Origin of the sequence: Pedococcus bigeumensis (assembly GCF_039531795.1) — a bacterium.
Lineage (GTDB): Bacteria > Actinomycetota > Actinomycetes > Actinomycetales > Dermatophilaceae > Pedococcus > Pedococcus bigeumensis.
Window position 1 is genome coordinate 1230386 of record NZ_BAAAQS010000001.1, and the last position, 23638, is coordinate 1254023.

Sequence of the window (23638 nt, forward strand, 5' to 3'; positions counted from 1 at the left end):
CCGAACGCCGCGGCAGGCCGCAGCGGACTCGGGTCCAGCGTCCCACCGAGCCGGCACGACTGCAGGGGCTAAAGGCCCTAGTCCCGAGAGCCGACCCGCCGTTCACTGAGGAGCACCATCAGTCAAGGGGGGGACATGCGAGCACGATCCGTCCGGGCGGTGATCGGTGTGCTGGCCGTGCTCGGGACGACCATCGCCTGCTCCAACGACAACACCACCGGACCATCCGGCTCGGCCACCCCGTCGGCGAGCTCCTCGACGACGTCGGCCAGTCCCTCGGCCTCATCGGGCACCCCGTCGACGACGTCGAGTGCTTCGGCCACGACCGGAACGGCATCGGGGACCCTCAGGAGCATCCCCGTCTACTACGTCGCGGAGTCCCAGCGCTCGTTCAAGCTGTACCGCGAGTTCCGCACCGTCCCAGATCGCGGAGGTGCCGTGGCTTCGGCGGTGGGCGCCATGACCTCGGTCGCCCCACTCGACCCGGACTACCTGTCGCCGTGGCGTCCAGCCAGCCGGATCACGGTGTCGCGGAAGGGAACTGGCCTCGTCGTCGATCTTTCCTCCGACGCGTTCTCGAACACCAATGTCGGAAGTGAGCTGGCGGCGACGGCCATCCAGCAGCTGGTCTACACGGCCACAGCCGCTGCGTCGCAGGCCGGCACGCCGGCGACCACGGTCACGATCACCAAGGACGGCAAGCCCGCTGACGTGTGGGGTGTCCTTCGCATCGGCACTGCGACCCGACGCGCTCCACTGCTCGACGTCCAGGCCCAGGTGTGGGTCACGTCGCCGCAGCAGGGCGACGTCCGCAAGGCGGGCAAGGTCGGCTTCGCCGGGTTCGGCACGTCCTTCGAGGCGACGTTCGGCTGGGTCGTCCGCACCAGCGCGGGCAAGACCGTCGCCCATGGCTCGGCCATGGGCGGGACGGGAACCGGGGGCTTCGGCCCGTTCTCTTACAGCGCCCGGCTGCAGCCCGGCACCTACATCGTCGTCGTCTCGACCGACGACCCGTCAGGGGGAGCCGGGGCAAACGGCCCGGCCACCGACGACAAGCAGTTCACCGTCCGATGAAACGGCAAGGGAGACAGCGATGGCGAGGCGAACGATGACGAAGCGGTCGTGGTCCGAGATGAGCCAGGCACAGCGCCGCGGGGTCGTCTTCGGCGCGATCGTCCAGGTGCTCCTGCAGGCAGCGGCACTGCGCGACCTGCGTCGCAGGACCCCCGAGGAGCTGAACGGACCGCGCTGGGCGTGGGTCTGCGCCACGTTCGTGAACACGGTGGGTCCGTGCGCCTACTTCCTCTTCGGGCGCCGTCGGCGCCGATGACTGCCGATGACGATGACAGCCGATGACGGTGGAGCCAGCAGGTGGTGTCGATGAAGAACCGGCGATGAGTCCCCAGGCGGGTGGCGAAGCGCCGGCGGCCGGTTCGACCGCGCGTCTGTCGGGCCGGCGGGAGGCCCGAGTCTCGCTGTGGATGCTGGCAGTGTTCGTCGTGTGGACGCTGCTGTTCATCGCCGTCAGTGGCTGGGTCGCCACCTTCGTCGGGCTGCCCACCTCCGGGGGCGAGGTGCTGTACCTCGAGGAGTGGGTGCCCTGGGTCGCAGTGACCACCGTCTGGCTGCTGCCCCTGCTGGTCGGCCTCGGCCTGGGTCTCGACGCCGGTCGCCGTGACCGGCACGACGCGTTGGCCAAGGTGGCCGTCCTGCTGCACGCGGTCATCATGGTGGGGGTCGCCGGGCCGGCGTTGCTCGACCGCCTGGTCCACCTCGGCTGAGCCGACCAGCACCCGCGCACCCAGCCCCTCGGCGGCCCCGGGGGACGGCGCCGTCAGCGGGATCGCAGGCTGACGTCGTGCTCGCCGGTGACCGCCTCGATGTCCTCGGTGGCCGTCTCGAGCAGCTGGTCCGCGAGTCGGCGCAGGGCACGAGCCACTGCCACCTCGTCACCGATCTCGGGCACGTCGCGGTCGTGGTCGCTGCGGTGGCTGTGGCCGTGGGCAGTGAGGTGGGTGGGGGAGTCGGCCAGGAGCACCACTGATGCCTCGGAGTCGTCATCCGACCCGAAGACGGAGATCCTGACCTGCCAGTCGCGCACCCGCGGATGTGCACCCGTGGTCGGAGGCTTCGGCGCGGAAGGCGCCAGCGGCGAGGTCGGCGAGGTCGGCGCCTTGGGAGCCGGCGCGGTCCCGCTGGGGCCGTGGGGCGTGACCCGCAGGACCGATCCGGGCCCCGGGTACAGCAGCCCTTCGTGACCGTCGCTCCAGCGCACGAGGTACGGAGGTGCGCCATCGTCCCCGCGGGTCTCGAGGACCTCGCCGTCGCGCACCGCGCCGTCGACCGTCGCGGCCGCGAGGATGATCCGGTCTCCAGGTCGAGCCTTCATGGTGTCCCTCCTGATGATGGTGTGGACCTACAGCTCCAGCCTGCGTCGGGCGGCCCTCGCGCGCGCGGGTCGAAGGTCCCGAGCCTTTGTCCCGCGGGGCGGCGGCCCGCCGGTCAGGGCAGGCTGAGCACCATCAGGGCGGCGACGCACACACCGACGAAGCCGATCGTCAGCACGTAGAGAACGGCCGAGCGGCCGATCGTGTCAGCCCCCATGACGTCGGCATCTCGCGCGAGCCGGTACATCACCACCAGCAGCGGTAGCAGCAGCACGGCGTTGAGCACCTGGGTGAGCACCAGCACCGGGACGAGCGAAACCCCCGGCAAGAGCACCGCACCGGCCGAGACGGCCGCACAGAACGCGAAGGTCGAGTAGAAGAGCGGGGCCCGGGCGAACCCGTCGTCCAGTGCGCCCTCGTGACCGGTGAAGTCACAGACGGAGTATGCCGTGGACAGCGGCAGCACGGCAGCGGCCAGCAGGGCGGCCCCGATGATGCCGACGGCGAACAGGGCGCTGGCGAAGCGACCAGCCAGGGGTTGCAGCGCGCTCGCGGCGTCGGACGCGTCGGTGATCGTCTGGTGCCGTGCGTGCAGGGTGGCCGCGCACGTGACCACGACGAACAGCCCCACGATGCCGGTGAGCACTGACCCCGTGACCACGTCGATCCGCTCGTACCGGAGGTCGGCGACGGTGAGCTTCTTGTCCACGGCATACGACTGGATGAAGCTCAGGCCCCACGGCGCCAGGGTCGTGCCCACGGTGGCGACCACGACCAGGACGGCATCGTGGGTGAACGGCATGGTCGGCAGGACCAGGCCCTCTGCGGCGCGACCCCAGTCCGGTCGCACGGCGAAGCCGGCGGCGACGTAGGCGACCAGCACTGCCGCGAGGGCCATCAGCAGGTGCTCGACGCGGTGGAAGCTGCCCTTGAGCATCAGCCCGGACACGACGACGGCGGTGGCCGGGACCGAGACGTAGCGCGAGACGCCGAACAGCTCGAAGCCCGCCGCGACCCCGGCGAACTCCGCGCAGGTCGTGCCCAGGTTCGCCAGGACGAGCAACAGGAGGGCCACGCCTCCCACGCGTGGCCCGTAGCGCTGACGAGCCAGGCCGATCAGCCCCTGCCCCGTCGCCACCCCGAGCCGTGCTCCGAGGCTGTGGAAGAGCACCAGCGCCGCCGTCGACAGGAGCAGGACCCAGGACAGCTGGTAGCCGTAGGAGGCGCCCAGGACCGAGTAGGTGGTGATGCCGGCGGGGTCGTCGTCCGACAGACCCGCCAGCACACCGGGGCCGACCACCGCAGCCAGTGCTGCGAGGGCGACACGACGACGACCACGAGGGCGGGACCGGACGGGACGGGTCTCGATGGTCATCTCCGGTCAGCTGTCCGGTCGGGTCGACCGGACGGCCCCTGGGCCGGCCGGTACCGCCGCCAGCCTGCCGTGCGCAACAGGCGCCGGACCGGGGGCGCCGCCGGCGGTGCCTGCAACGCGGCCAGCCGGGCGGCGTGGGTCGGGTGGGCGGCGGCCACCAGCCGGCTGGCGTCGTCGGGCGGCAGCGCAAGCAACAGGCGGCGCCCGGTGGCGGGGTGGGTGCCATGGATCGCGGCGGCGGCGTGGCCCGGCGGGAGTGCCCGGATCAGCTCCGTCGCATGCTCGGTGGTCAACCGGGTCAGCAGCTCGGCCAGCCCCCGGCTGTCCAGCCGGTGGAAGGCCGACGAGCCGGAGCCGAGCTGGAGCTGGTGTCCTCGGCGCGAGGTGAGGTGGAGGTCGGTCCAGTCCACGACCACCGGTGCCAACGGCGCAGCCAGCCGGCGCAGGCCCATCCGGCGCAGCACGGCGGCCAGCCCGACCTCGGCGGCCGCGACCTCCAGCGCGCCGTCCGGTTGGTACGCGAGGTAGAGGTCGGAGACCCGGGAGAGCCGGTAGTCCTGCAGGTCGACGACCTGCGTGTCCAGGACGTCTCGGGCCAGCAGGAGCTCGTCGACCTCCAGGGGGAGGTCCCGCACTGCTGAGGGAGGCGCAGTCGGCGCGGTCTCCTCGCGCAGCCGAACCGGACCGTCTCCGGAGACCCCGCTCACCGCCGACCAGGCCACGCGTCGCGTCGACGCCCGGCCGGTGCCGACGACCACGCCACTCACGCTGGGGTGGTCGTCACGCACGGTGACGGCCAGGTCGCGAAGCCGTCCTACGGGGTGGCCGTCCGGGGCGAACACCGGGCGCCCCAGGAGCTGCGAGAGCAGCAGCACGACCGGCTTGCCCTGCGGCGGGAGGTCACTCACACCGCAAGACAAGCCGGTCGGCGCTGGTCAGGACCAGAGCCCTACGTCCCATCCCACAGCTCCGACGCAGTCACGGGCGTCCCACGCAGTCACGGACGACCTCGATGTCCGCCTCGGCCCGGTCTTCGGTGCACTCCTGCACCGGCACCTCGGCCGAGGCGTTGCAGGTGCCGGTGCAGGAACTCGGCCCGACCGTTCACCCGAACAGCCGGTGGGCGAGCCGATGGGCCTCGACCTCGATCGCGCGAGCGCGCTCCTGCTCGCGCTCGTGGAGCAGTCCGAAGGTGAAACTGCTCTCGCCAGGGGCTCGGTCTGCCTTGTCGGCCAGAAGCCGCAGGAGCTGGGCGCTCACGATGCTGTCCTGGTGCTCGCCGAGCAGCTCCTGGAGCCGTCGAAACCCCTGGGCGGACGCGCGCGCTCCCTTGGGCTGGACGGCCGCCACCACTTCCGCGGCGTAGCGGGCTCGCTTGGCCGCCTTGCGCGCGCGGTGCATGTCCTCGACCCGACCGGAGCGGTGCGCATGGGCGAGTCGCGTGGAGACGGAGTCGTCGGCCTTCCGGACCATGGGAACGAGAGTCGAGGCGGTCCGGGTGGCCTCGGCGGTCCAGGGCGGCTCGGTGCACCATCGCGCGAGGTCGTCGACCAGCGCACGATGCCGATCACTCGTCAGTGCGTCGATCGCTGCCGCCCAGTGCTCCAGTCGGTACTGCCCGAGCTCCACGTCGATCCGCGTGCGGACCGGGCCGACGACCAGGTCCGCGTCGAGGTCCACCACGAGGGCATCGAGTCGGTCCTGCAGGACCTGCAGATCACGCACCGGGCCCAGAACTCCAGACCACCAACGGAGTTCGTGGTCCAGGTGTTCGGCAGCAACCGCGTTGAAGAGAGGGCCGAAGACGCGCAGGACCGTGCGGATGCGCCGCGTCGCCACCCTGCCACCGTGGACGACCGACTCGTCGCCCTCCCCAACGGCTTGGTCAGCGGCGAGCAGGGCGGTCACCTGCGCGGTGAAGTAGGGCCCGACGAGCGACGCGGCGGTGCCTTGGGTGGTCGCGGACCTAGTCATCGACAGACGCCTCCTCTCGCAGGGCCGGCCTCGATGAGAGGCTCTCATGCCGTCGGTGTCGCATCGGGGGCCTCCCCGCCGCCGGTCCTAGCGACGCGGCCGGACCGCCAGGTAGACGGTGTTGGTGGACTCGCCACCGGTGAGGGGGTTGGGGAAGGGGACCACGTGGGCGTCGGCGTGGTCGAAGACCTCACCCAGCCGCCGCACGACCTCGGGCTCGGGCGGTTCGTCCGACCAGAGCGCGAACGCGCCTGCGTCGGTGACCATGGCCGCGACACGGGCCAGGCCCTCGACCGTGTAGAGGTCGCCGTGGTCGTCGCGAAGCAGCCAGTCGGGTGCGTGGTCGATGTCGAGCAGCACCGCGTCGTAGGTGCGGTCGGCGCGGCCCGTGCGCACCAGGTCGAAGAAGTCGTCGCGCACCAGGCGCACACGCGGGTCGGCTGCCAGCCCCTCGGTGTCGGGGAACAGGTCGCGCTGGTGCCACGAGATCACCAGCTCCAGGGCCTCGACCACGGTGAGCTCCGCCACCCGGTCGTCCTCGAGGGCCGCCAGTGCGGTGTAGCCGAGCCCGAGGCCACCGACCAGGACCGTCAGCGACCCACCGCCCACCGCCGCGAGACCGATCCGCGCGAGCTCGCGCTCTCCCGTGGTGAACTGGCTGGACATCAGGAAGTCGTCGCCCAGCTTGACCTCGTGGACATCGCGCTCGGTGATGCGGTCCCACCGCCGACGAAGGCTGATCGTGCCCCAGGGGGTGTCACCCCAGTCCAGCTCCTCGATCCTCACCTCCCGAGACTAGTCCCGTTCATCGGCGCCGCCGGGACCATCGGCCCTGCACGGTGTGGGACGGCCCCCGCCACGATGAGGCGTGAGTGCGCGCCGCCCCTCCGCCAGCCCGTGGTTGCAGCGCCTGCCCACGCCCGGTCTCCGGTCGCTGTCGGCCTACCGGCGCACCTGGCTGGGCGGTGACGTGGTGGCCGGGGTCGCCGTCGCGGCATACCTCGTCCCGCAGGTCATGGCCTATGCGGAGGTGGCCCACCTCCCCGCCTCCGCGGGGCTGTGGGCCGCGGTCGCGTCGCTCCTCGTCTATGCGGTGCTGGGGTCCTCGCCCCAGCTCTCGGTGGGTCCCGAGTCGACGACCGCGCTCATGACCGCCACCGCGCTGGCCGGTCTGGCGCAAGGAGATCCGACGCGGTATGCGGCGCTCGCCGCCTCCCTGGCGGGCATGGTCGGCGTCATCTGCCTCGTCGCCCGGGTCGTGCGCCTGGGGTTCCTCGCCGACCTGCTCTCGCGGCCGGTCCTCGTCGGGTACATGGCCGGGATCGCGCTGCTCATGGTGGCGAGCCAGCTGGGCAAGCTCCTCGGCATGTCGGTGCGCGGGGAGAGCCCCCTGGCGCAGGTCGGCTTCACCGCGAGCCACCTGGCAGACACCGACGCCTCGACGGCGATCCTGTCCGTCGCGCTGCTGCTGGTGCTCTTCGTGGTGGGCCACTACGTGCCGCGCGCGCCGGTCCCGCTCATCGCCATGCTCCTGGCGGCGGCGGCGGTCGCCCTCCTGCACCTCGACTCCGCCGGCGTGGCCGTGGTGGGCGACGTGCCCCGGAGCCTGCCCCGGCCCCGGCTCCCGCTGCTCGACGGTGGCGAGCTCCTCGCGCTGCTGCCGGCAGCCTGTGGCGTGGCGCTGGTGGCCTTCTCCGACAACGTCCTCACCGCCCGCGCGTTCGAGTCCCGGAGCGGGACGCCGGTCGACGCCAACCAGGAGCTCCTGGCGCTGGGCGCGGTCAACCTGGCGGCCGGAGCGGCGCAGGGCTTCCCGGTCAGCAGCAGCGGCAGCCGCACCGCGATCGGACACGCCATGGGCAGCCGCACCCAGCTGCACTCCCTCGTGGCCCTCGCCACGGTGGTCCTCGCGGTCGCCTTCCTCGGTCCGGTCCTCGCGGCGTTCCCGCGGGCGGCGCTGGGCGTCGTGGTGGTGTATGCCGCCGTGCGGCTGGTCGACGTGTCCGAGTTCCGCCGGATCCTGGCCTTCCGCCGCATCGAGTTCGCGCTGGCGCTGGGGACGACCGTCGGCGTGCTCGCGCTCGGCGCGTTGCAGGGCGTCCTGGTCGCGGTCGTGCTCTCCGTCCTGGACCTCCTCCACCGGGTGACGCGGCCCCACGACGGAGTCCTGGGCTACGTGCCCGGGGTGGCCGGGATGCACGACGTCGACGACTACCCGCTGGCCGCCCCCGTCCCGGGGCTGGTGGTCTACCGCTACGACTCACCGCTGTTCTTCGCCAATGCCCAGGACTTCACCCGGCGGGCGCTGGCCGCCATCGACTCGGCCCCGGAGCCCGCCCGGTGGTTCCTGCTCAACGCCGAGGCGAACGTGAGTGTCGACCTCACGGCCGCCGACGCGCTGGAGTCGCTGAGGCGGGAGGTCGACCGGCGCGGGGTCGTCTTCGCCATGGCGCGGGTGAAGCAGGAGCTGCGGGACGACCTCGAACGGACCGGCTTCCTGGCGAAGGTCGGCGAAGGCCGGGTCTTCATGACGCTGCCGACGGCCGTGCAGGGGTATGTCGAGTGGTCGGTCGCGAGCCTCGGCCGGCCCCCCGAGGGGTTCGAGGCCCCTTAGCCGAAGGGGTTCGAGGCCCCTAAGCAGGGTGGGCTCGGGGGCTCAGGAGATGGCCTGGGCCGCCTCGACCGGCAGCACCACGAGCGTCCTCGGGACGGCGACGTCGGGTTCGGAGAGGTAGACCTCCCAGGCGTCGCCCGAGGCGTGCAGACCGTGCTGCGTGGCGAAGGCCGTGAGCGCTTCGTGCGCCCGTGCGGTCCCCGCGTAGTCGCCGAGGTGGGTGGTCCGCAGCACCTGGCCGCTCGGCAGGTGCGAGGCCTTGACCTCACCCTGGCCGAGCACCACACCGCTCACGGGGAACCCCACTTCCAGCGTGAGCTCGCGGTCGCCCTCCGGGTGGACCCGCGCGAAGGGTGGCCCGCTGATGGGGATCCCGTCCGCGCGGGCGACCTGCGAGACCCGCGCGAAGGCACTCCCCATGAAGGCGGGGACCTGGGTCGCGGGGATCGTGCCGCGGAGCACCAAGGTGGGTTGCTTCGTCAGCGTGGCGCGCTCGACCGCGTAATCACCGTGGTCGTCGCCCTGGTCGTGGTCGTGGTCGCGGTCGTGGTCGTGGTCGTGGTCGTGGTTGTCGTCGTGGTCGTGGCCGGTCATCGGTCTGCCCCCGCCACTGGGGCCGCGGGCCGGGAGAAGCTGGCCCGCCGCGTCGCGGACGCCACCAGCGTGACCCCGCCGGCGGTGAGGACGAGTCCCCCGAGCAGCGCGGCCGCGCCGAGTCCGCCGAGCCAGGACAACTGCGCCCCGACCGCCACGTCAGCACCCACCGTGGCGCTCCCGTCGGCATTCATCAGCACCAGGTCCCAGTCGCCGGGACGGGGAGACCAGACCAGCTCCAGCGGTCCACTGCCCACCTTCGACGCGTCCCAGATGGCCACGTCACCCGGCGGCGAAGCCGGTGCCGAGCCGCTGAAGTCGCGGTCGTCGTTCCGGCCCACGCCCGGGGTCGTGCGAGCGACACCGGTCAGGTAGCGGTCGACGGCGAACGACGGGGCGACCCCGACGAACACGGGGGCGCTGGCATCGGACACCACCCGGATCCGGAGGTCGCCGACGACCCGCCGGGGGAGTGCCGCGGACGCGCTCTCGATGCGCACGGGAGGCGCCACCACGGCATACCCGGGCGTGTCCACGTGGGTCTCCGCGACCGTGATGTACCCCGCGCTGTCCCGCGCGGTGTGGTCGACGACCTCCATCGCGAAACCTCCCGTCAGGACGCCCAGCCCGGCGACGCCGATGATCGACCCCACCACGAGCGCGACGACCCGTCCCGCGGTCCACCCGGGTTGCGGGGTCGGACGAGGTCCGGCGGTCCAGCTGACGGTCCCGCCGGACGGGACCGCGTTTGCGGCGTTCGGGACCTGGCCCACGGCGTTCGAGACAGCGTTCCCCGCGGCCGGGACGACGTACGCGCCGCTCGGGGCGACCGGGGCGGTGGCTCCGGAGCCGGTCACAGGAGGGCCACCGACGTCGGTCGGCGCCGGGTCGGGCCCCACCTCGTCCGGTCCCTGGTCGAGCCGGAAGGGCGGGTAGACGTCGGTCATCAGCCCGGCGTAGGCCCACACCCGCAGGACCCACCGGTTCAGTCCCAGGACCAGGTCGTAGAGGGGCCGTGGGTAGCTGCCGGTGGCGGCCAGGACGATCGCACTGACCAGCACCAGCAGGCCGACCAGGCCACCGCCCCAGGCGAAGCGGGCGGGCGGGTCGTCGGCGACCCACCAGGTGCCACCGCCCACGAGGATGCCCACGACGAGGTAGTGCGGCAGCGCCAGCAACCACCACTTCACCAGGACGAGCCCTCGCGACAGGTGGGCCGGGTAGTCCACCTCCAGGTGGGCCGGGTAGTCGGGGTCGTCCGCGAGCGTGAACGGCGGGTACCGGTCCGTGGCGAGGGCGCTGTACCCGTAGAACGAGACGCGCCAGCTCCACCGCAGCACACCCACGTTGAAGTCGAACACGGAGCGGGGGTAGCGGCCGGTGACGAGGATGGCGACGAACGCCACGATGCTCATCACCACGAAGGCGACCCAGAGGCACACGAGCACGATGGCGTGCGGGATGAGCAGCAGCCACTTCACGAGCCACAACCATCGTGACGCGTCGGGCTGCGGCTCTGCGTGCACGTGCACGGGATAGGGGCGTCCTCGTGGGGGCGCAGGTGGTGACTTCAGGGCTGTGGACATGCCAGTCCTCCTTCTCCGGACCCATTCACCGTCCCGCGGTCCGGGGAGGGCCGACAGGGACTTTCGCCCTTGGGGATCGGTCGCGCCGCGCGCAGGCGACCCTCCGGGTGGTCTCGAGGCTGCCCGTGACCTGGGCTGGGTGCGTCGGCCGGTGCGCACCCGGTGCGTGCGTCAGACCGAGCGGGCCCGCAGGAGGGAGGTCAGCGTGTATGCCGCGGCGCCGGCCACCAGGGCGCCCAGCCACGTCATCGGGCCCACTGCCACGGTGCCGAGGAGCTCGCGGACCGGCCCGACGACGACGGCGGAGGCGAGCATCGCCGCGGCGAGGAGCAGCAGGGGGAGCAGGGGGTCGGACCGCAGGCCCCACACATCCTGTCCGCGTCGGGGTGTCCGCAGTCCCCATGCCACGCCGAGCTGCCCGGCGCCGAGCGTCAGCAGCACAGCAGTCTGGATGGCGGCGTGCGGGCTCAGGGCCACCGCCACCAGCCCGGACCCAGCGAGGAAGGCGGCGATCACCCCGGTCCGCCACCCCAGGCCACCCGACATGGGGCCTTCCTGGGGGTTGCGCGGGCGCTGGCCGAGGGCAGCAGGGTCGGCCGGCTGCGCGGCGAGGCCGGCGCCGGCGAAGCTGTGGGTGAGCAGGTTCAACCAGAGGATCTGGGCGGGCTGGAGTGGCAGTGACGTGCCGACGAGGGGACCCGCCAGCATGATGAGGACCTCCGAGCCGCCTCCTGACAACCCGTAGGTGAGGAACCGCCGGATGTTCGCGTAGACGCGTCGGCCCTCGGCGATGGCGCGGACGACCGTGCCCAGCTCGTCGTCGGCCAGGACCAGGTCGGCAGCCTGGCGGGCGACCTCGGTGCCCCGCACGCCCATGGCGACACCGATGTCAGCCTGTCGCAGGGCCGGGGCGTCGTTGACGCCGTCGCCGGTCATCGCGACGACCTCGCCGGACGCCTGGAGGGCGCGCACGAGGGTGTGCTTGTCCGCTGGTGTCGCGCGGGCGAGGACGGAGACGTGGTCCGCGAGGTGCTGGTCGACGGCGGTGCCGGCCTCCGACAGGCTGGTCGCCGGCTCCCCGTCCCCGATCCCGACCGCTTCGGCGACGGCGACGGCGGTCGCCGGGTGGTCGCCGGTGACCAGGAGGACCCTGATGCCGGCCGCGTGGCACGCGGCGACCGTGGCCCGCGAGGTCTCACGCACCGGGTCCTCGAGACCCACGAGCCCCACCAGCCGGGGGCCGGCCGCCGGGGTCGGTCCCGTCCGACGGTCCTCGGCGACCGCGATGACCCGCATGCCGCGTCGGGCCCAGGCGTCCGCCTGGCTGCGCGCCTCGGCCAGGGCCGCCGCCGAGTCCACGAGCCAGCCCTCGGTGAGCATGGACTCGGGAGCGCCCTTGTGCCACGTCACCACGGTCGCTCCGGGATCCTGGGTGTCCCTGCGGTCCCCGGCACCCGAGTGGGTGGTGCTCATCCGTTTGCGGACGCTGTCGAAGGGCACTTCCGCCAAGCGGGGGTAGGCCCGCCGGAGGGCCGCCACGTCGGCGCCCGACGCGGTCACCGCCCGCAGCAGGGCGTCCTCGGTCGGGTCGGCATGGGCGCGGCCGGTGCCCTCGTCGATCGCGGCGTCGCTGCACAGGGCCAACCCCCGGAAGAGCAGTTCGCCGTCCACGCCGGGCGGGCACCACGTGTCGCGCACCGTCATGCTGCCCAGCGTCAGCGTCCCGGTCTTGTCCGTCGCCAACACGGTGACCGACCCCAGCGTCTCCACCGCAGCGAGGTCGCGCACCACGGCATTCCGGGCGGCCATCCGGCGCGCGGCCAGGGCCAGGCTCACCGTCACGACCAGTGGCAGGGACTCCGGCACCGCCGCGACCACCAGCGCGATCGCGGTCAGCACCATCTCCTCGATCGGCTCGCCCCGGAGCACGCCGAGGCCCAGGACGACGCCGCTGAGGGCGATGGCCGCGACGGCGAGCTGGGACGACAGCCGCGACATCCTGCGCTGCAAGGGTGTCGCGGGGGGCGCACCCACCATGAGAGAGGCGATGCGGCCCACCGAGCTGGTGCTCCCCGTGGCCACCACCCGGGCCACCCCACGGCCGTGCACGACGACCGTCCCCGAGCGCAGGAGGGTGGCTGGCGCGTACGGGCCTGCTCCTGGTCCCGAAGGGGCGTCGCCGACAGCGCGTGGAGCCGGGTCCGCGCCGAGGTCCGGGCCGAGGTCTGGGCCAGGGGCGGGGTCTGGGGCAAGGTGGGGGCCTGGGTCGGGGCCGGTGTCCTTGTCGACCGGTAGCGCCTCCCCGGTGACCACCGACTCGTCGACCTGCAGGCCGGCACCGTCCACGAGCACGGCATCAGCGGGCACCAGGTCACCTTGGCGGAGCCGGACCAGGTCACCGGGCACGACGTCGACCGCCGGCACCTGGGTCACCTTGTCCGACCGGATGACCCAGGCCTGGGTGGTGACCATGGCCGCGAGCGACCGGACCGCTCGGCTCGCCTGCACCTCCTGCCTGACGCCGATGGCCGAGTTGACGACGACGACCAGGGCGATCACCGCGGCATCCGCGACGTCGCGGGTCAGGAGGGTCAGTGCCAGGGCGCCCAGCAGCACGAGGACCAGGGGGTCGCCCAGGCTGCGCAGGATGCGGCGCACCAGCCCGGGCTCCGGGGTCACGGGCAGGGCGTTGGAGCCGACGCGGGTCAGTCGGTCGGCTGCCTCGGCACGGGTCAGGCCGGTCACCATCAGGTCGACCTCCATCACGACCGCAGACGCAGGACCGGGTCCGGGACCTGAGGGTGAGGTCTCATCGTGGCACTCCCAACGGCGCTGTGGACCTCCAGCCTGCGTCCGCGCGGGCGCCCGGCTCGTGGGCCCAAGGTCCCGCGCTCTCAGGATCCGGCCGGCCCAGGACGGGAAGCCGGGACCTTCGACCCGTGTCCCGGGTGGCACCGGAGGGGACGGTGACGATGGAAGGAGGTGCGATCGATGACTGAAGATCCACTGTCGACACGTGCCGCGGAGGGTGCGGGAGACGAACAGGACCTGCGCCAGCGAGCGGTGCGCCGGCTGGAGGCGAAGCGCGGCCTGATGGGTCACGCCCTCGCCTACGTCATGGTCAACCTGCTGCTCATCGCCATCTGGTGGACCACGAGCAGAGGCTTCTTCTGGCCGGTCTTCCCCCTGTTCGGTTGGGGGATCGGCCTTGCCTTCCACGCCTGGGACGTGCTGTCGCCGGCCCCCGGACCGCGCCAGATCGAGGCCGAGATGGAGCGGCTCCGCCGGCGTCCATGAGGTTTCAGCCGACCTTCGAGCCGAACCCGGAGCTCCGCGAGCGGCGGGTCGTCACGCAACACGTCAGGACCGCCAGGGTCCTGGCGCTCGTCACGGCCGCCGTCGCCGTCGTGGTCGGGGCCTGGACCGTGGCCGACCCGGGGTTGCTCCACGGTCCCGCCGCGATGCAGGGCTCCGCGCGCGGCACCGCACTCGTGCTGGTCCTCGTGGCGGTCCCGGTCCTGGTCATCTCGGTGTGGCGGGCCGGGCAGGGCTCCGGGGTGGCGCTCCTCACCTGGGGAGGAGCCCTGCTGTACGTCGTGTACAACGCCGTCCTGCTGCTCTTCCTGACGCCGTTCAACAGTGCGTTCCTCGGGTACGTCGCGATGCTGGGCTGCGCCCTGTGGTCCACCGGCTACCTGCTGACCTTGCGCGAGCTCTGGCTCGTGGGGCAGTCACTGGCGACCGGTCCCAGGGTGCGGCTCGTCGCGGCATACCTGGGGGTGGTCGTGGTCCTCAACGGCGCGGCCTGGCTCGCCCGCGTCGTGCCTGCGCTGGACGACCCGTACCCGACCCCGATGCTGGCCGGGACCGGGGTGGCGACCAATGTCATCTACGTGCAGGACCTGGCGGTCTGGCTCCCGCTCGCTGCGGTGGCCGCCGTCTGGCTGGCCCGACGCCGGGCCACCGGTGTCGTGGTCGTCGGCGCCCTGCTCGCCATGTGGGTCATCGAAGCGATCAGTGTCGCGGTGGACCAGTGGTGGGGTGCCACGGCCGACCCGGCCTCGACCGTGGTGTCCAAGGGACTGGTGCTGCCGTTCCTCCTCATCGCGCTGGTCGGCGTGGTGCCGCTGGTGGCGCTGGTCCGGCCGGCCGGCCGGGACCGTGCTGAGCACCGCGCTGGACCGACTCGAGGGACCCGCGCGACCGAGGAAGCCGCCCAGGGTGGGTAGGCACGGATGTCCCGACCGGGCCCGCCCTTTCCGCCTACGCTGGGCGCATGGCGGACAAGCGCTGGGGTGGACAGGACGAGGGCGGCACCGGCACGCCACCCGCAGGTGCCCGCTGGCCCCTGTCGACCCTTGACCTGGACGACCTCGTGGAGGAGCTCAGGGCCAGGGCGGGGACTGCGCGCGAGTCACAGCTGCGGCTCAGCTCGCTGCTCGACGCGGTGGTCGCCGTGAGCTCGAACCTCGACCTGGCCGAGGTCCTGCACCGCATCGTGGTGGCCGCCTGCGACCTGGTCGACGCGAGCTACGGCGCCCTCGGGGTGCTCGGTCCCAGTGGGGAGGAGCTCGTCGAGTTCGTGACCCAGGGCATGAGCGAGGAGGAGCGCGCCGCGATCGGCCCGCTGCCCCGGGGCCACGGACTGCTGGGCATGCTGATCCGCAGCCCGCACCCCCAGCGCGTCAGCGACATCGGTGAGCACCCCGACTCCTACGGCTTCCCGCCGAACCACCCGCCGATGACCAGCTTCCTGGGGACTCCCGTGAGCATCCGCGACCAGGTGTTCGGCAACCTCTACCTCACCGACAAGCGGTCGGCCAAGGAGTTCAGCGAGGACGACGAGGCCATCCTCGTGGCCCTGGCGGCAGCGGCCGGTGTGGCCATCGAGAACGCCCGTCTCTACGACCGGACCAGGTCCCAGCGGCACTGGGCCGAGGTGGTCAGGGACGCCAGCCAGTCGCTGCTGGCCGGCGAGCCCGAGGACGAGGTGCTCACCACGGTCGCGCGCCAGGTGTGTGACCTGACCGAGGCGGACTCGTGCCTGATCGCCCTGCGGCACGAGTCCGACCTGCGCGTCGCCGGGTCGGCGGCCCCCGGCGAGCCCGAGGCCGAGGCGCCCCGGTCGCGCCCGACCAGGGGGAGCACCCTGCTCGACCCCGAGGTGCGGGCTGCCATGTTGCAGGAGGCCCACTTCGTCGACCGACCGGAGGGTGGGACGAGGGCCTTGGTGCCGCTGACCCTCGGGGAGGCCGCGGTGGGGATCGTGCTCCTGGACTGGTCGCTCGACCAGCCCCAGGACCGGCTCACGGTCCTCGCCGAGTTCGCGCAGGGGCTGGCCGTGTCGCTGGAAGCCGCCAGCGCCCAGCACGAGCGTGCGCGGTCGGAGCTCTACGAGGACCGCGACCGCATCGCCCGTGACATGCACGACCACGTGATCCAGCGGCTCTTCGCCACCGGGATGTCGCTCCAGTCCGCAGCCCGCACCAGTGACGAGGCGGTCCGGGCCAAGCTCGATGGCGCCGTCGACGAGCTCGATGCGGCCATCCGCGACATCCGCCACACCATCTTCGCCCTGCACCGCGCGCCGGGAGCCAGGGCACTGACCACGGAGATCTCGTCGATCTGCCGGGATGCCGCGGTCACCCTCGGGTTCCCTCCTGACCTGCGCCTCACCGGTCGCACCGACAAGGTGCCGGAGCCCCTGGCTGCAGACCTCCTCGCCGTGCTGCGCGAGGCCCTGAGCAACGTCGCCAAGCACGCCGCTGCCTCCTCGGTCCAGGTCGCCATCCAGGTCGACGGTGACGTGATGGTCAGCGTGGCCGACGACGGGACCGGGCTGCCCACCGACATCCACCGCTCCGGCCTGGACAACCTCCTGCGGAGGGCCCAGAAACAGGGTGGCTCGCTCGAGATCCACTCCGAGCCCGGTCACGGGACGCAGCTCACCTGGCGGGTCCCGCTCGACGAGGACTCCCGCGACGGTTGAGGGACCTTGTGCCCTGCTCCGGCGCACCTGTGCGGGTGAGGGTGTGATTCATGACCGACCGCCAGGCAGAGGCTGGGACGCGGGCGCACAGCCTGGACGTCGCCCAAGGGCACCTCGGGATCGTCGTCGGCTTCGACGAGTCGCCCGAGGGCGAGCTGGCGCTCGGCTGGGCAGCGGACCACGCGAAGCTGTGCGACCTCCCGCTCGTCGTCGTGTATGCCGCGAACCCGCCGGCCGTGCTGCCGTGGACCTCGGGTGCCTTCCTGCCGAGCCAGACCGACCTGCGCCAGACCGCAGCCAGGGTCGCGCGTCGCGGGGCCGAGCGCGTCCGGCGGAGCCACGAGGGCGTGCAGGTCCACAGCACCGGGGTGGTGGGCAGCCCAGCCGCCGAGCTGGTGGCGCTGTCCGGGTCGGCGAGCCTCGTGGTCGTGGGGCACCGGCCGACCTCGGCGATCCCGGGTAGCGGCCTGGGCTCGGTCTCCTTCGCGCTGAGCGCCCACGCCAGGTGTCCGGTCGTGGTCGTGCAGGGGGAGACCCTCCGACAGCGCGGTCCGGAGCGACCCGTCGTCGTCGGGGTGGACTCGTCCAGGTCGTCCCTGCGTGCGGTCTCCTTCGCCGCAGACGCCGCAAAGGCGGCGGGGGCGGAGCTCGTGGTCGTGTCGGCGTGGACGAAGCCCGACCGGGAGCCGTGGATGAACGAGCTGTGGTCGGACCCGGGGCGGACCGCCGATCGGCTCGCCGCTGCCTACGAGGCCGCGGCCTCGTGCGCCGAGGACGCAGTCGCGCAGGTCAAGCAGCAGCACCCGGACATCGTGACGGAGACGCGGACTCCCGAAGGTCCGCCAGCCGAGGCGCTCCTCGCCGAGTCCGAGGACGCCGGCCTGCTGGTGGTCGGTCCGCGGGGTCATGGTGGCTTCGCGGGGCTGGCCCTGGGCTCGGTCACCCGGGCGGTGATCCGACACGCCGAGCTGCCCGTGGCGGTCGTGCGTGAGGGCGCGCTGTGAGACGTGGTCCTATCGTGTCCCCCAGGACGAAGAGGAGGACGGCTGATGACGATCCGCGTCTACCTGCTGGATGACCACGAGGTGGTCCGTCGAGGGCTGCGCGAGCTGCTCGAGGTCGAGGACGACATCGAGGTGGTGGGTGAGTCCGCCAGCGCCGGCGAGGCGACCCGCCGGATCCCCGCCCTGCGCCCCCACGTCATGGTGCTCGACGCGCGGCTGCCCGACGGCTCGGGGATCGACGTCTGCCGCGACGTCAGGTCGATCGACCCCTCCGTCGCAGGGATCATCCTGACGTCCTACGACGACGACGACGCGTTGCGCTCGGCGGTGCTCGCCGGGGCAGTCGGCTACCTGCTGAAGGACATCCGGGGCAACGACCTGGTGGCCTCGATCCGCCGGGTCGCAGCGGGGGAGTCGCTGCTCGACAGTGCAGTGGTCGCCCGGCTCCGGGAGCAGTGGGGGCACGACGTCCAGGACCCCCGCCTGGCCACCCTGTCCCCGCAGGAGCGCCGCATCCTGCAACACATCGCCGAGGGGCTGACCAACCGGCAGATCGGCACGACCATGTCGTTGGCCGAGAAGACCGTGAAGAACTACGTCACCTCCGTCCTGGCCAAGATGGGCATGGAGAGCCGGACCCAGGCTGCGGTCTACGTCGCGAGCCAGGTGCCGCCGTCGGGTCGACCCGGCAACCACGGCCAGCCGTAGCCGCGCCCCAACCGGCACCGGGACCAATGGCCCCGGTGGACCTGGCCCTCACGCGGCACTCTGGTCGCACGGTCACGACCGCGTGACCGGGTCCGGAGGACGGTGAGCTGATGGCAACGCAGAGATCCAGCACGGTCGTCGTCGGGTGCGACGGGTCGTGGCACAGCCACCGAGCCGTCGTCACCGCGACGTGGGAGGCAGTCAGACGCGACGCCGACCTCACGGTCCTCGTCGTCCCCGCCCCGCACGAGCCGCGCTCGGACCGCCTCGGCGAGGTGCTGCGCAGCGAGGAGGAGGCCCTCGCCTCAGCCCGGGCCACGGCCGAACGTGGCGTGTCGTGGGCGCTGGAGACCGACCCCACGGTGCGGGCTCGCGCGATGGTGTCGACGGCAGGCGCACCGGAGCTGGACGCCCTCCTGGGCGGAACGGAGCTGCTCGTCCTGGGCGGCCACGGTCGCGGCGGCCAGCGCGCGTTCTCCCTCGGGACGACGAGCCTGTGGCTGGCCCACTCCGTGCGGGGCCCCCTGCTGCTTTCCGCGCCCGACGGACCCCTCCACCCGGCCGGGCTGGCGGCGGTCGTCGTCGGCCTGGACTCCCAGCCGTCGTCGCTCCACGCGCTCAGCCACGCGGCATACCTCGCGGCCACGCGCGGGGCCGAGCTCGTGGTGGTCTCGGCCGTCCTGCCGAGGCAGGCCCACGTGGTGGCAGCGGTCGCCCGCGCGGCGCAGGACGCCTCGGCGGCTCTCGAGTCCCTGGAGGCCCCACTGACCAGGATCACCGTCAAGGTCACCGCGGCACTCGTGGTCGATGCGCTGCTGGAAGCCTGCGCGCCCGGGGCGCTGCTCGTGCTCGGGAACCGCGGTGTCGGCCGCGTGCAGGGCCCGGTCCCGGGGTCGCTGACGCAGCGGGTGATGGAGCGCGCCACCTGTGACCTGGCCCTCGTGCCGCTTCCGGTCCCACCCCCTGTGGACGGCATCCTCGGCGCGGCAGCGTCGGCGGACGCCCAGGACGCCCCCTCGGCCGACGCCCACGCAGCTCGCTAGGCCCCACGCTGCTCGACAGGCGCGGACCCACTCGACAGGCGCGGACCCAACAGGCGCGGACCCGACCAACCCGTCAGTCGGTGGCGACCGCTGGTTCTCCCGTCACCTGCCGCCCGCCGTCGTGGTCCGGAGGGACCAGGGCCTCGGCCGGGAGCTGGTGCCACGCTGCGCCTCGGGCGTGCGACCCCTCGTCGGCCACCGGACGGAGGCCGCCGGTCGGACGGGCGGATCTGCGCGTGAGCAGCAGGTCGCAGGGAGGGGCGGAGAGCAGCGCACCCACCACGGGGTCCTCCTGTGGCGGGCACCCCGGGCGCACTCCGAGGACGAGCACGTCCTCGGAGTCGACGTGGTCGCGCAGTGCGTTCACCACCGGGCGGTGCGTGACGACGACCTGGGCGGGGAGGAACCCGGGAGACGCCTGCGTGAACGACGCCAGCGCGTCCAGCCAGCGGTGCTCCATGCGGTGGTCGACGCCCCGCACCGCGCGGAGGCGGGCGTGCAGGACCACCAGGTGGCGGCGGCGCAGCTGGGCCTCCACGGCGGCAGCACCCACCAGGTGCACGTCGCCGGGGTCGTCCGACACCCCGACCACGACCGCGGGTTCGTGCATGCGCGGCCTCGAGCTGACCCGGGCCTGGGCGACGACGTAGACGTCCGCGCGCGCGACGACGGCTGCCGAGGACACCGGGGGGTCGACCATGTCCCGCAGTCCCGAGGCCTCGGTGACCACCAGGGCGGCCTTGCCCAGCTCGTGCAGTGCCTCGGGCGCCGTCGACCCTGGTGCCGCGCTCGCGACGACGCGCCAGGAGGCCTCGATGCCCTGGCTGCTCGCCGCCCGCTGCCACGAGGGCCACTGGGGTGGCGGCGCCGCGAGTGACAGCACGCGCAGGCCGGCGCCCCGGGCCGCGGCCTCGGCTGTCGCGCGGGCCATCACCCGGACCGACGGCTCCGTCGGCATCCAGGCGAGCACCCGTGCCGCCCTCATCACGCAGGCCCCGCCCGACCTTCGACGGTGGTGTCCGTCGCAGCCATCCGGGCGCTCCTGACACCGGGGACCGTGGCGGCCGTGCCCAGCGCCGCCTCCGTCAGGTGTGCGGGAACGGGATCGATCGTCACGTGACCGGAGTGGACGGTGGCTCGCCATTCCGGGTGCCCGGCGGCGTCGAACGCCGACCTGACCGCCCCGGCGACCACCTCGTCGGGGACCGCGAGCGACCGCAGGATGTCGCTGCGGCTCACCATGCCGACCAGCTGTCCACCGCCCTCGACCACGGGCAGGCTCTTCCAGCCGGTGTCCGCCAGGGTCAGCGCCACGTCGGCGCAGTCCGCGTGCGCCGTGACGCACAGGGGGTCCACCGTCATGACGTCGCCAACCAGGCCGTCCTGGGGCTCGGTCGCCTCGGAGGGGCGAAGGTGCGCCCGTGGGTCGCGAGGGAGCGGCTCCCGCAGGATGTCCGCCTCGGACAGGATCCCGACCACTCGCTCGTCCTCGTCCACGACCGGGAGCGCCGTGACGCCGGCCGTCCCCAGCAGGCGGATGGCGTCATCGATCGACGCGTCGGCTCGGATGCTCAGTGCGGGTGCCGTCATGACCTCGCCGACCAGCATCGTCGTCCCCTTCCTCGTCGTTGGGACCACCCTGCGGCTCCCCTCGGCGCAGGCACAGGGCCCTAGGTCCCGCCGGGTCCTGGGGCCGGCCGGGACCTAGGGCCCTGTGCCGAGCCCTCGGGCGGAGGAAGGCTTGGGGCACATCCGATGGGGCACGTCAGCACGCGGACGACCCAGTCAGCACGCGGACGACCGAGTCAGCACGCGCACGAGAGGCATGGAGATGACGCAGGAGCCAGGCACGGCGCACGGGGCGGTCGTCGTCGGGGTCGACGGCTCGGAGGAGTCGTTGGTCGCCCTCGACTGGGCCGTCGAGACAGCGATGCTGGAGGGACGTCACCTGCACGTCGTCCACGCACTGGCGCGTCATGGCAACCACCAGGGCGCGGCCATCGTCGACACCGCCAGGCGGCGGGCGGGGGTGCTGGCTCCGGCCATCCGGGTGACCGCCGAGTTCGTCGAGGGCACCGGGACCGCAGCCCTGGTCGCGGTCTCCCGGTCCGCGGCGATCGTGTGCGTCGGTGCGCACGGGGAGACCGGGTTCCGACCGCGCTTCCTCGGCTCCACCGCCCTGAGCGTGGCCTCGGCGGCACTGTGCCCGGTCGCGGTCATCAGGGAGCCCCTGATGGGGGGCGAGCGGGCGCGACGGATCGTCGTCGGTGTGGACGAGGCGGCCGGGTCGCACGACGCGATCGGCTACGCCTTCGCGCAGGCCGACCTGCGCGGCGTCCCCCTCACCGCCGTGCACGCCTGGCACTCCTCCGACCGCCTCGGGCTCAGCGGCGCGGTGACGCCCGCGGACCGGTGGCAGACCCTCATCGGCAACGAGGAGGCGGCGATGGCCGAGTGCCTGGCGGGGTGGTCGGAGAAGTACCCCGACGTCGAGGTCAGCCGCGTCTCGATCCGCCGGTCGTCCCACGGGGCGATCCTGGCCACGGCCGGCGATGCCGTCCTGATCGTCCTGGGATCCCGTCAGCCGCGACCGCAGCCCGACCTGGTCGGCTCTCCCACCATCCGGCGGGTGCTCCAGGATGCCGTCTGCCCCGTCGTGGTCGTCCCCCAGACGACGCACTGACCGGTCCGGCACGAGGCCTTCCCACTCGAGACCCATCCCACTCGAGACCCCTCGCCACTCGAGAGCCCTAGGTCCCTACCGGGTCGCGGCGCGACCACCGAGACTGGCCAGGTGACCCGGCCGACGACCCCACACCCCCGGCCCGCGGCCGTGGCTGGTGGCCACGCCGTGGACGGGCCGGGGGCGGCGTCCTCGTCCGGTGGGGCCGCGGCGGAGGTGCGCGAGACGCACTCGGCGGTCGTGCTGCTGTGCGGCGACCTCGCCTACAAGGTGAAGAAGCCGGTGGACCTGGGCTTCCTCGACTTCAGCACCCCGGAGCGGCGCCGGGCCGCCTGTCACCGCGAGCTCCTGCTGAACCGCCGGATGACTCCCGATGCCTACCTCGAGGTGCTCGACGTGCTCGACGAGCTCGGTCACCAGCGGGACAGCGTCCTGGTGATGCGACGGATGCCCGACGAGTGCCGCCTCGCCACCCTGGTCAGGCGCGGCGTCGACGTCTCATCCGGGATGCGCCGTCTGGCCAAGCAGGTGGCGACGTTCCACGCGACGGCGCGGACCAACGGCGAGATCGGGGCCGAGGGCGGCCCGGAAGCACTTGGGCGTCGGTGGCAGTCCAACATCGCGGGGCTGAGGGAGCTGGCGCCGAGTCGCGTCACGGCCGAGCAGGTCGACGAGGTCGAGACCCTGGCCCGCGCGTACATCGCCGGACGGGTCGGCCTGCTGGAGGAGCGGGTCCGCGACGGACGGGTCCGCGACGGCCACGGCGACCTCCTCGCCGATGACGTCTTCCTGCTCCCTGACGGGCCACGGGTGCTGGACTGCCTCGACTTCGACGACCACCTGAGGTGGATGGACGTGGTCGACGACGTGGCCAGCCTGGTGATGGACCTTGAGCGGCTCGGAGCGCCCCAGGTGGCGGAGCAGCTCGTGCGTGACTACCACGAGTTCTCCGGGGCGGTCGAGCCGGCGTCGTTGTCCCACCACTACGTCGCGTACCGCGCCGTGATGCGGGCCAAGATCGCGGCCATCCGCGAGCGGGCCGCGGCCGGAGCTGCCGCGGCGGACGCGGCAACCGAGGCTGGGCTCCTCGTGGGTCTGGGCCTGCGCCACCTGCGGGCCGGCCTGCCCCGCCTGGTGCTGGTCGGCGGAGCGCCCGCCGCCGGCAAGACCACCGTGGCCGACCGGGTGGTGGAGCGGCTCCAGGCGGCCGGGCTCACCGCTGACCGCCTCCGCAAGGAGCTGGCCGGCCTCGACCCGCGAGAGCACCACCCGGAGGCGTTCGGGGAGGGTCTCTACTCGGCCGCACACACGACCGCGGTCTACCGGGCGCTGGCGACCAAGGCGAGGTTCATGGTCGGCCACGGCGAGACGGTGGTGGTGGACGCGTCCTTCGCGACGCCCGGCCAGCGCGAGCTCTTCCGGGCCGTTGCCCGCGAGCTGCACACCCCCGTCGTCGAGCTGGAGTGTGTCGCCCGGCCGGAAGAGCTGACCTCTCGGCTACGCAGTCGCGAGCTCCACCCCAGCCGGTACAGCGACGCGGACCTGGCGGTCGGCACGAGGCTGGCTGCCGAGCGGGTGGCCTGGGCGGGGGCCACGCCGATCGACACGTCCGGCTCGGTCGACGAGAGCGTGGACGCCGCGGTGCGGGCCGTGCAAGCGGCATCCGTGTCCGGCTGACCAG

22 protein-coding genes are annotated in these 23638 nt (G+C 73.1%); 12 read left to right on the forward strand and 10 right to left on the reverse strand.

Annotated features, from left to right (window positions below; translation table 11 throughout):
- Positions 1-135: 135 nt before the first annotated feature.
- From ABD262_RS05905 to ABD262_RS05915, 3 genes are all read left to right on the forward strand, one after another.
- Positions 136-1074, forward strand: coding sequence for a Gmad2 immunoglobulin-like domain-containing protein (locus ABD262_RS05905; RefSeq protein ID WP_344132555.1), 939 nt, complete (start codon positions 136-138; stop codon positions 1072-1074).
- Positions 1075-1108: 34 nt separating this feature from the next.
- Positions 1109-1330: a PLDc N-terminal domain-containing protein gene (locus ABD262_RS05910; RefSeq protein ID WP_344132557.1), complete on the forward strand. Its 222-nt coding sequence runs from the start codon at positions 1109-1111 to the stop codon at positions 1328-1330.
- A gap of 64 nt (positions 1331-1394) precedes the next feature.
- A complete protein-coding gene (locus ABD262_RS05915) occupies positions 1395-1781 on the forward strand; it encodes a hypothetical protein (protein ID WP_344132559.1) in 387 nt (128 codons plus the stop codon).
- Positions 1782-1834: 53 nt separating this feature from the next.
- Here ABD262_RS05915 and ABD262_RS05920 read toward each other — a convergent pair whose 3' ends face one another.
- From ABD262_RS05920 to ABD262_RS05940, 5 genes are all read right to left on the reverse strand, one after another.
- Positions 1835-2389, reverse strand: a complete 555-nt coding sequence (locus tag ABD262_RS05920) for a dsRBD fold-containing protein (protein WP_344132561.1) — start codon at positions 2387-2389, stop codon at positions 1835-1837.
- A 113-nt stretch (positions 2390-2502) separates the two neighbouring features.
- Complete coding sequence (locus ABD262_RS05925) at positions 2503-3762, reverse strand: NRAMP family divalent metal transporter (RefSeq protein WP_344132563.1); 1260 nt, start codon at positions 3760-3762, stop codon at positions 2503-2505.
- Positions 3759-4670, reverse strand: a complete 912-nt coding sequence (locus tag ABD262_RS05930) for a hypothetical protein (protein ID WP_344132566.1) — start codon at positions 4668-4670, stop codon at positions 3759-3761. The genes ABD262_RS05925 and ABD262_RS05930 overlap by 4 nt, the downstream gene beginning before the upstream one ends.
- Before the next feature lie 196 nt (positions 4671-4866).
- Positions 4867-5736, reverse strand: coding sequence for a CHAD domain-containing protein (locus ABD262_RS05935; protein WP_344132569.1), 870 nt, complete (start codon positions 5734-5736; stop codon positions 4867-4869).
- Between the two features lie 87 nt (positions 5737-5823).
- Positions 5824-6522: a spermidine synthase gene (locus ABD262_RS05940; protein WP_344132572.1), complete on the reverse strand. Its 699-nt coding sequence runs from the start codon at positions 6520-6522 to the stop codon at positions 5824-5826.
- Between the two features lie 82 nt (positions 6523-6604).
- On the opposite strand from ABD262_RS05940, the gene sulP reads away from it, so the two are divergent.
- Complete coding sequence (gene sulP / locus ABD262_RS05945) at positions 6605-8350, forward strand: sulfate permease (protein WP_344132575.1); 1746 nt, start codon at positions 6605-6607, stop codon at positions 8348-8350.
- 42 nt (positions 8351-8392) lie between these two features.
- Here sulP and ABD262_RS05950 read toward each other — a convergent pair whose 3' ends face one another.
- From ABD262_RS05950 to ABD262_RS05960, 3 genes are all read right to left on the reverse strand, one after another.
- On the reverse strand, positions 8393-8944 hold the full coding sequence (locus ABD262_RS05950; RefSeq protein ID WP_344132578.1) for a GyrI-like domain-containing protein: 552 nt from the start codon (positions 8942-8944) through the stop codon (positions 8393-8395).
- The gene (locus ABD262_RS05955) at positions 8941-10530 is read right to left on the reverse strand and encodes a DUF4389 domain-containing protein (protein ID WP_344132581.1); all 1590 of its coding nucleotides are present in this window, start codon (positions 10528-10530) and stop codon (positions 8941-8943) included. The genes ABD262_RS05950 and ABD262_RS05955 overlap by 4 nt, the downstream gene beginning before the upstream one ends.
- A 171-nt stretch (positions 10531-10701) precedes the next feature.
- On the reverse strand, positions 10702-13293 hold the full coding sequence (locus ABD262_RS05960; protein WP_344134557.1) for a cation-translocating P-type ATPase: 2592 nt from the start codon (positions 13291-13293) through the stop codon (positions 10702-10704).
- Positions 13294-13521: 228 nt separating this feature from the next.
- On the opposite strand from ABD262_RS05960, the gene ABD262_RS05965 reads away from it, so the two are divergent.
- From ABD262_RS05965 to ABD262_RS05990, 6 genes are all read left to right on the forward strand, one after another.
- Complete coding sequence (locus ABD262_RS05965; protein ID WP_344132584.1) at positions 13522-13827, forward strand: 2TM domain-containing protein; 306 nt, start codon at positions 13522-13524, stop codon at positions 13825-13827.
- Positions 13824-14759 carry a hypothetical protein gene (locus ABD262_RS05970; protein WP_344132587.1) on the forward strand — a complete coding sequence of 312 codons (936 nt, stop codon included), beginning with the start codon at positions 13824-13826 and terminating at the stop codon, positions 14757-14759. The genes ABD262_RS05965 and ABD262_RS05970 overlap by 4 nt, the downstream gene beginning before the upstream one ends.
- A gap of 47 nt (positions 14760-14806) precedes the next feature.
- Positions 14807-16519 carry a sensor histidine kinase gene (locus ABD262_RS05975; RefSeq protein WP_344132590.1) on the forward strand — a complete coding sequence of 571 codons (1713 nt, stop codon included), beginning with the start codon at positions 14807-14809 and terminating at the stop codon, positions 16517-16519.
- Between the two features lie 50 nt (positions 16520-16569).
- The gene (locus tag ABD262_RS05980) at positions 16570-17523 is read left to right on the forward strand and encodes a universal stress protein (protein WP_344132593.1); all 954 of its coding nucleotides are present in this window, start codon (positions 16570-16572) and stop codon (positions 17521-17523) included.
- 45 nt (positions 17524-17568) lie between these two features.
- The gene (locus tag ABD262_RS05985; RefSeq protein WP_344132596.1) at positions 17569-18231 is read left to right on the forward strand and encodes a response regulator; all 663 of its coding nucleotides are present in this window, start codon (positions 17569-17571) and stop codon (positions 18229-18231) included.
- Between the two features lie 110 nt (positions 18232-18341).
- Positions 18342-19274, forward strand: coding sequence for a universal stress protein (locus ABD262_RS05990; RefSeq protein WP_344132599.1), 933 nt, complete (start codon positions 18342-18344; stop codon positions 19272-19274).
- Between the two features lie 73 nt (positions 19275-19347).
- Here the strand turns inward: ABD262_RS05990 and ABD262_RS05995 are convergent, their stop codons facing one another.
- Together ABD262_RS05995 and ABD262_RS06000 are read right to left on the reverse strand one after the other, a co-directional pair.
- Complete coding sequence (locus ABD262_RS05995) at positions 19348-20259, reverse strand: hypothetical protein (RefSeq protein WP_344132602.1); 912 nt, start codon at positions 20257-20259, stop codon at positions 19348-19350.
- Entirely contained in the window at positions 20259-20882 is a 624-nt protein-coding gene (locus ABD262_RS06000; protein ID WP_344132605.1) for a CBS domain-containing protein, read from the reverse strand. Before ABD262_RS06000 ends, ABD262_RS05995 begins: the two co-directional genes overlap by 1 nt.
- Before the next feature lie 223 nt (positions 20883-21105).
- Here ABD262_RS06000 and ABD262_RS06005 point away from each other — a divergent pair, with 223 nt between their 5' ends.
- Both ABD262_RS06005 and ABD262_RS06010 read left to right on the forward strand, forming a co-directional pair.
- Positions 21106-21957: a universal stress protein gene (locus tag ABD262_RS06005; protein ID WP_344132608.1), complete on the forward strand. Its 852-nt coding sequence runs from the start codon at positions 21106-21108 to the stop codon at positions 21955-21957.
- Positions 21958-22068: 111 nt separating this feature from the next.
- Positions 22069-23634, forward strand: a complete 1566-nt coding sequence (locus ABD262_RS06010) for a bifunctional aminoglycoside phosphotransferase/ATP-binding protein (protein WP_344132611.1) — start codon at positions 22069-22071, stop codon at positions 23632-23634.
- Positions 23635-23638: the final 4 nt, after the last annotated feature.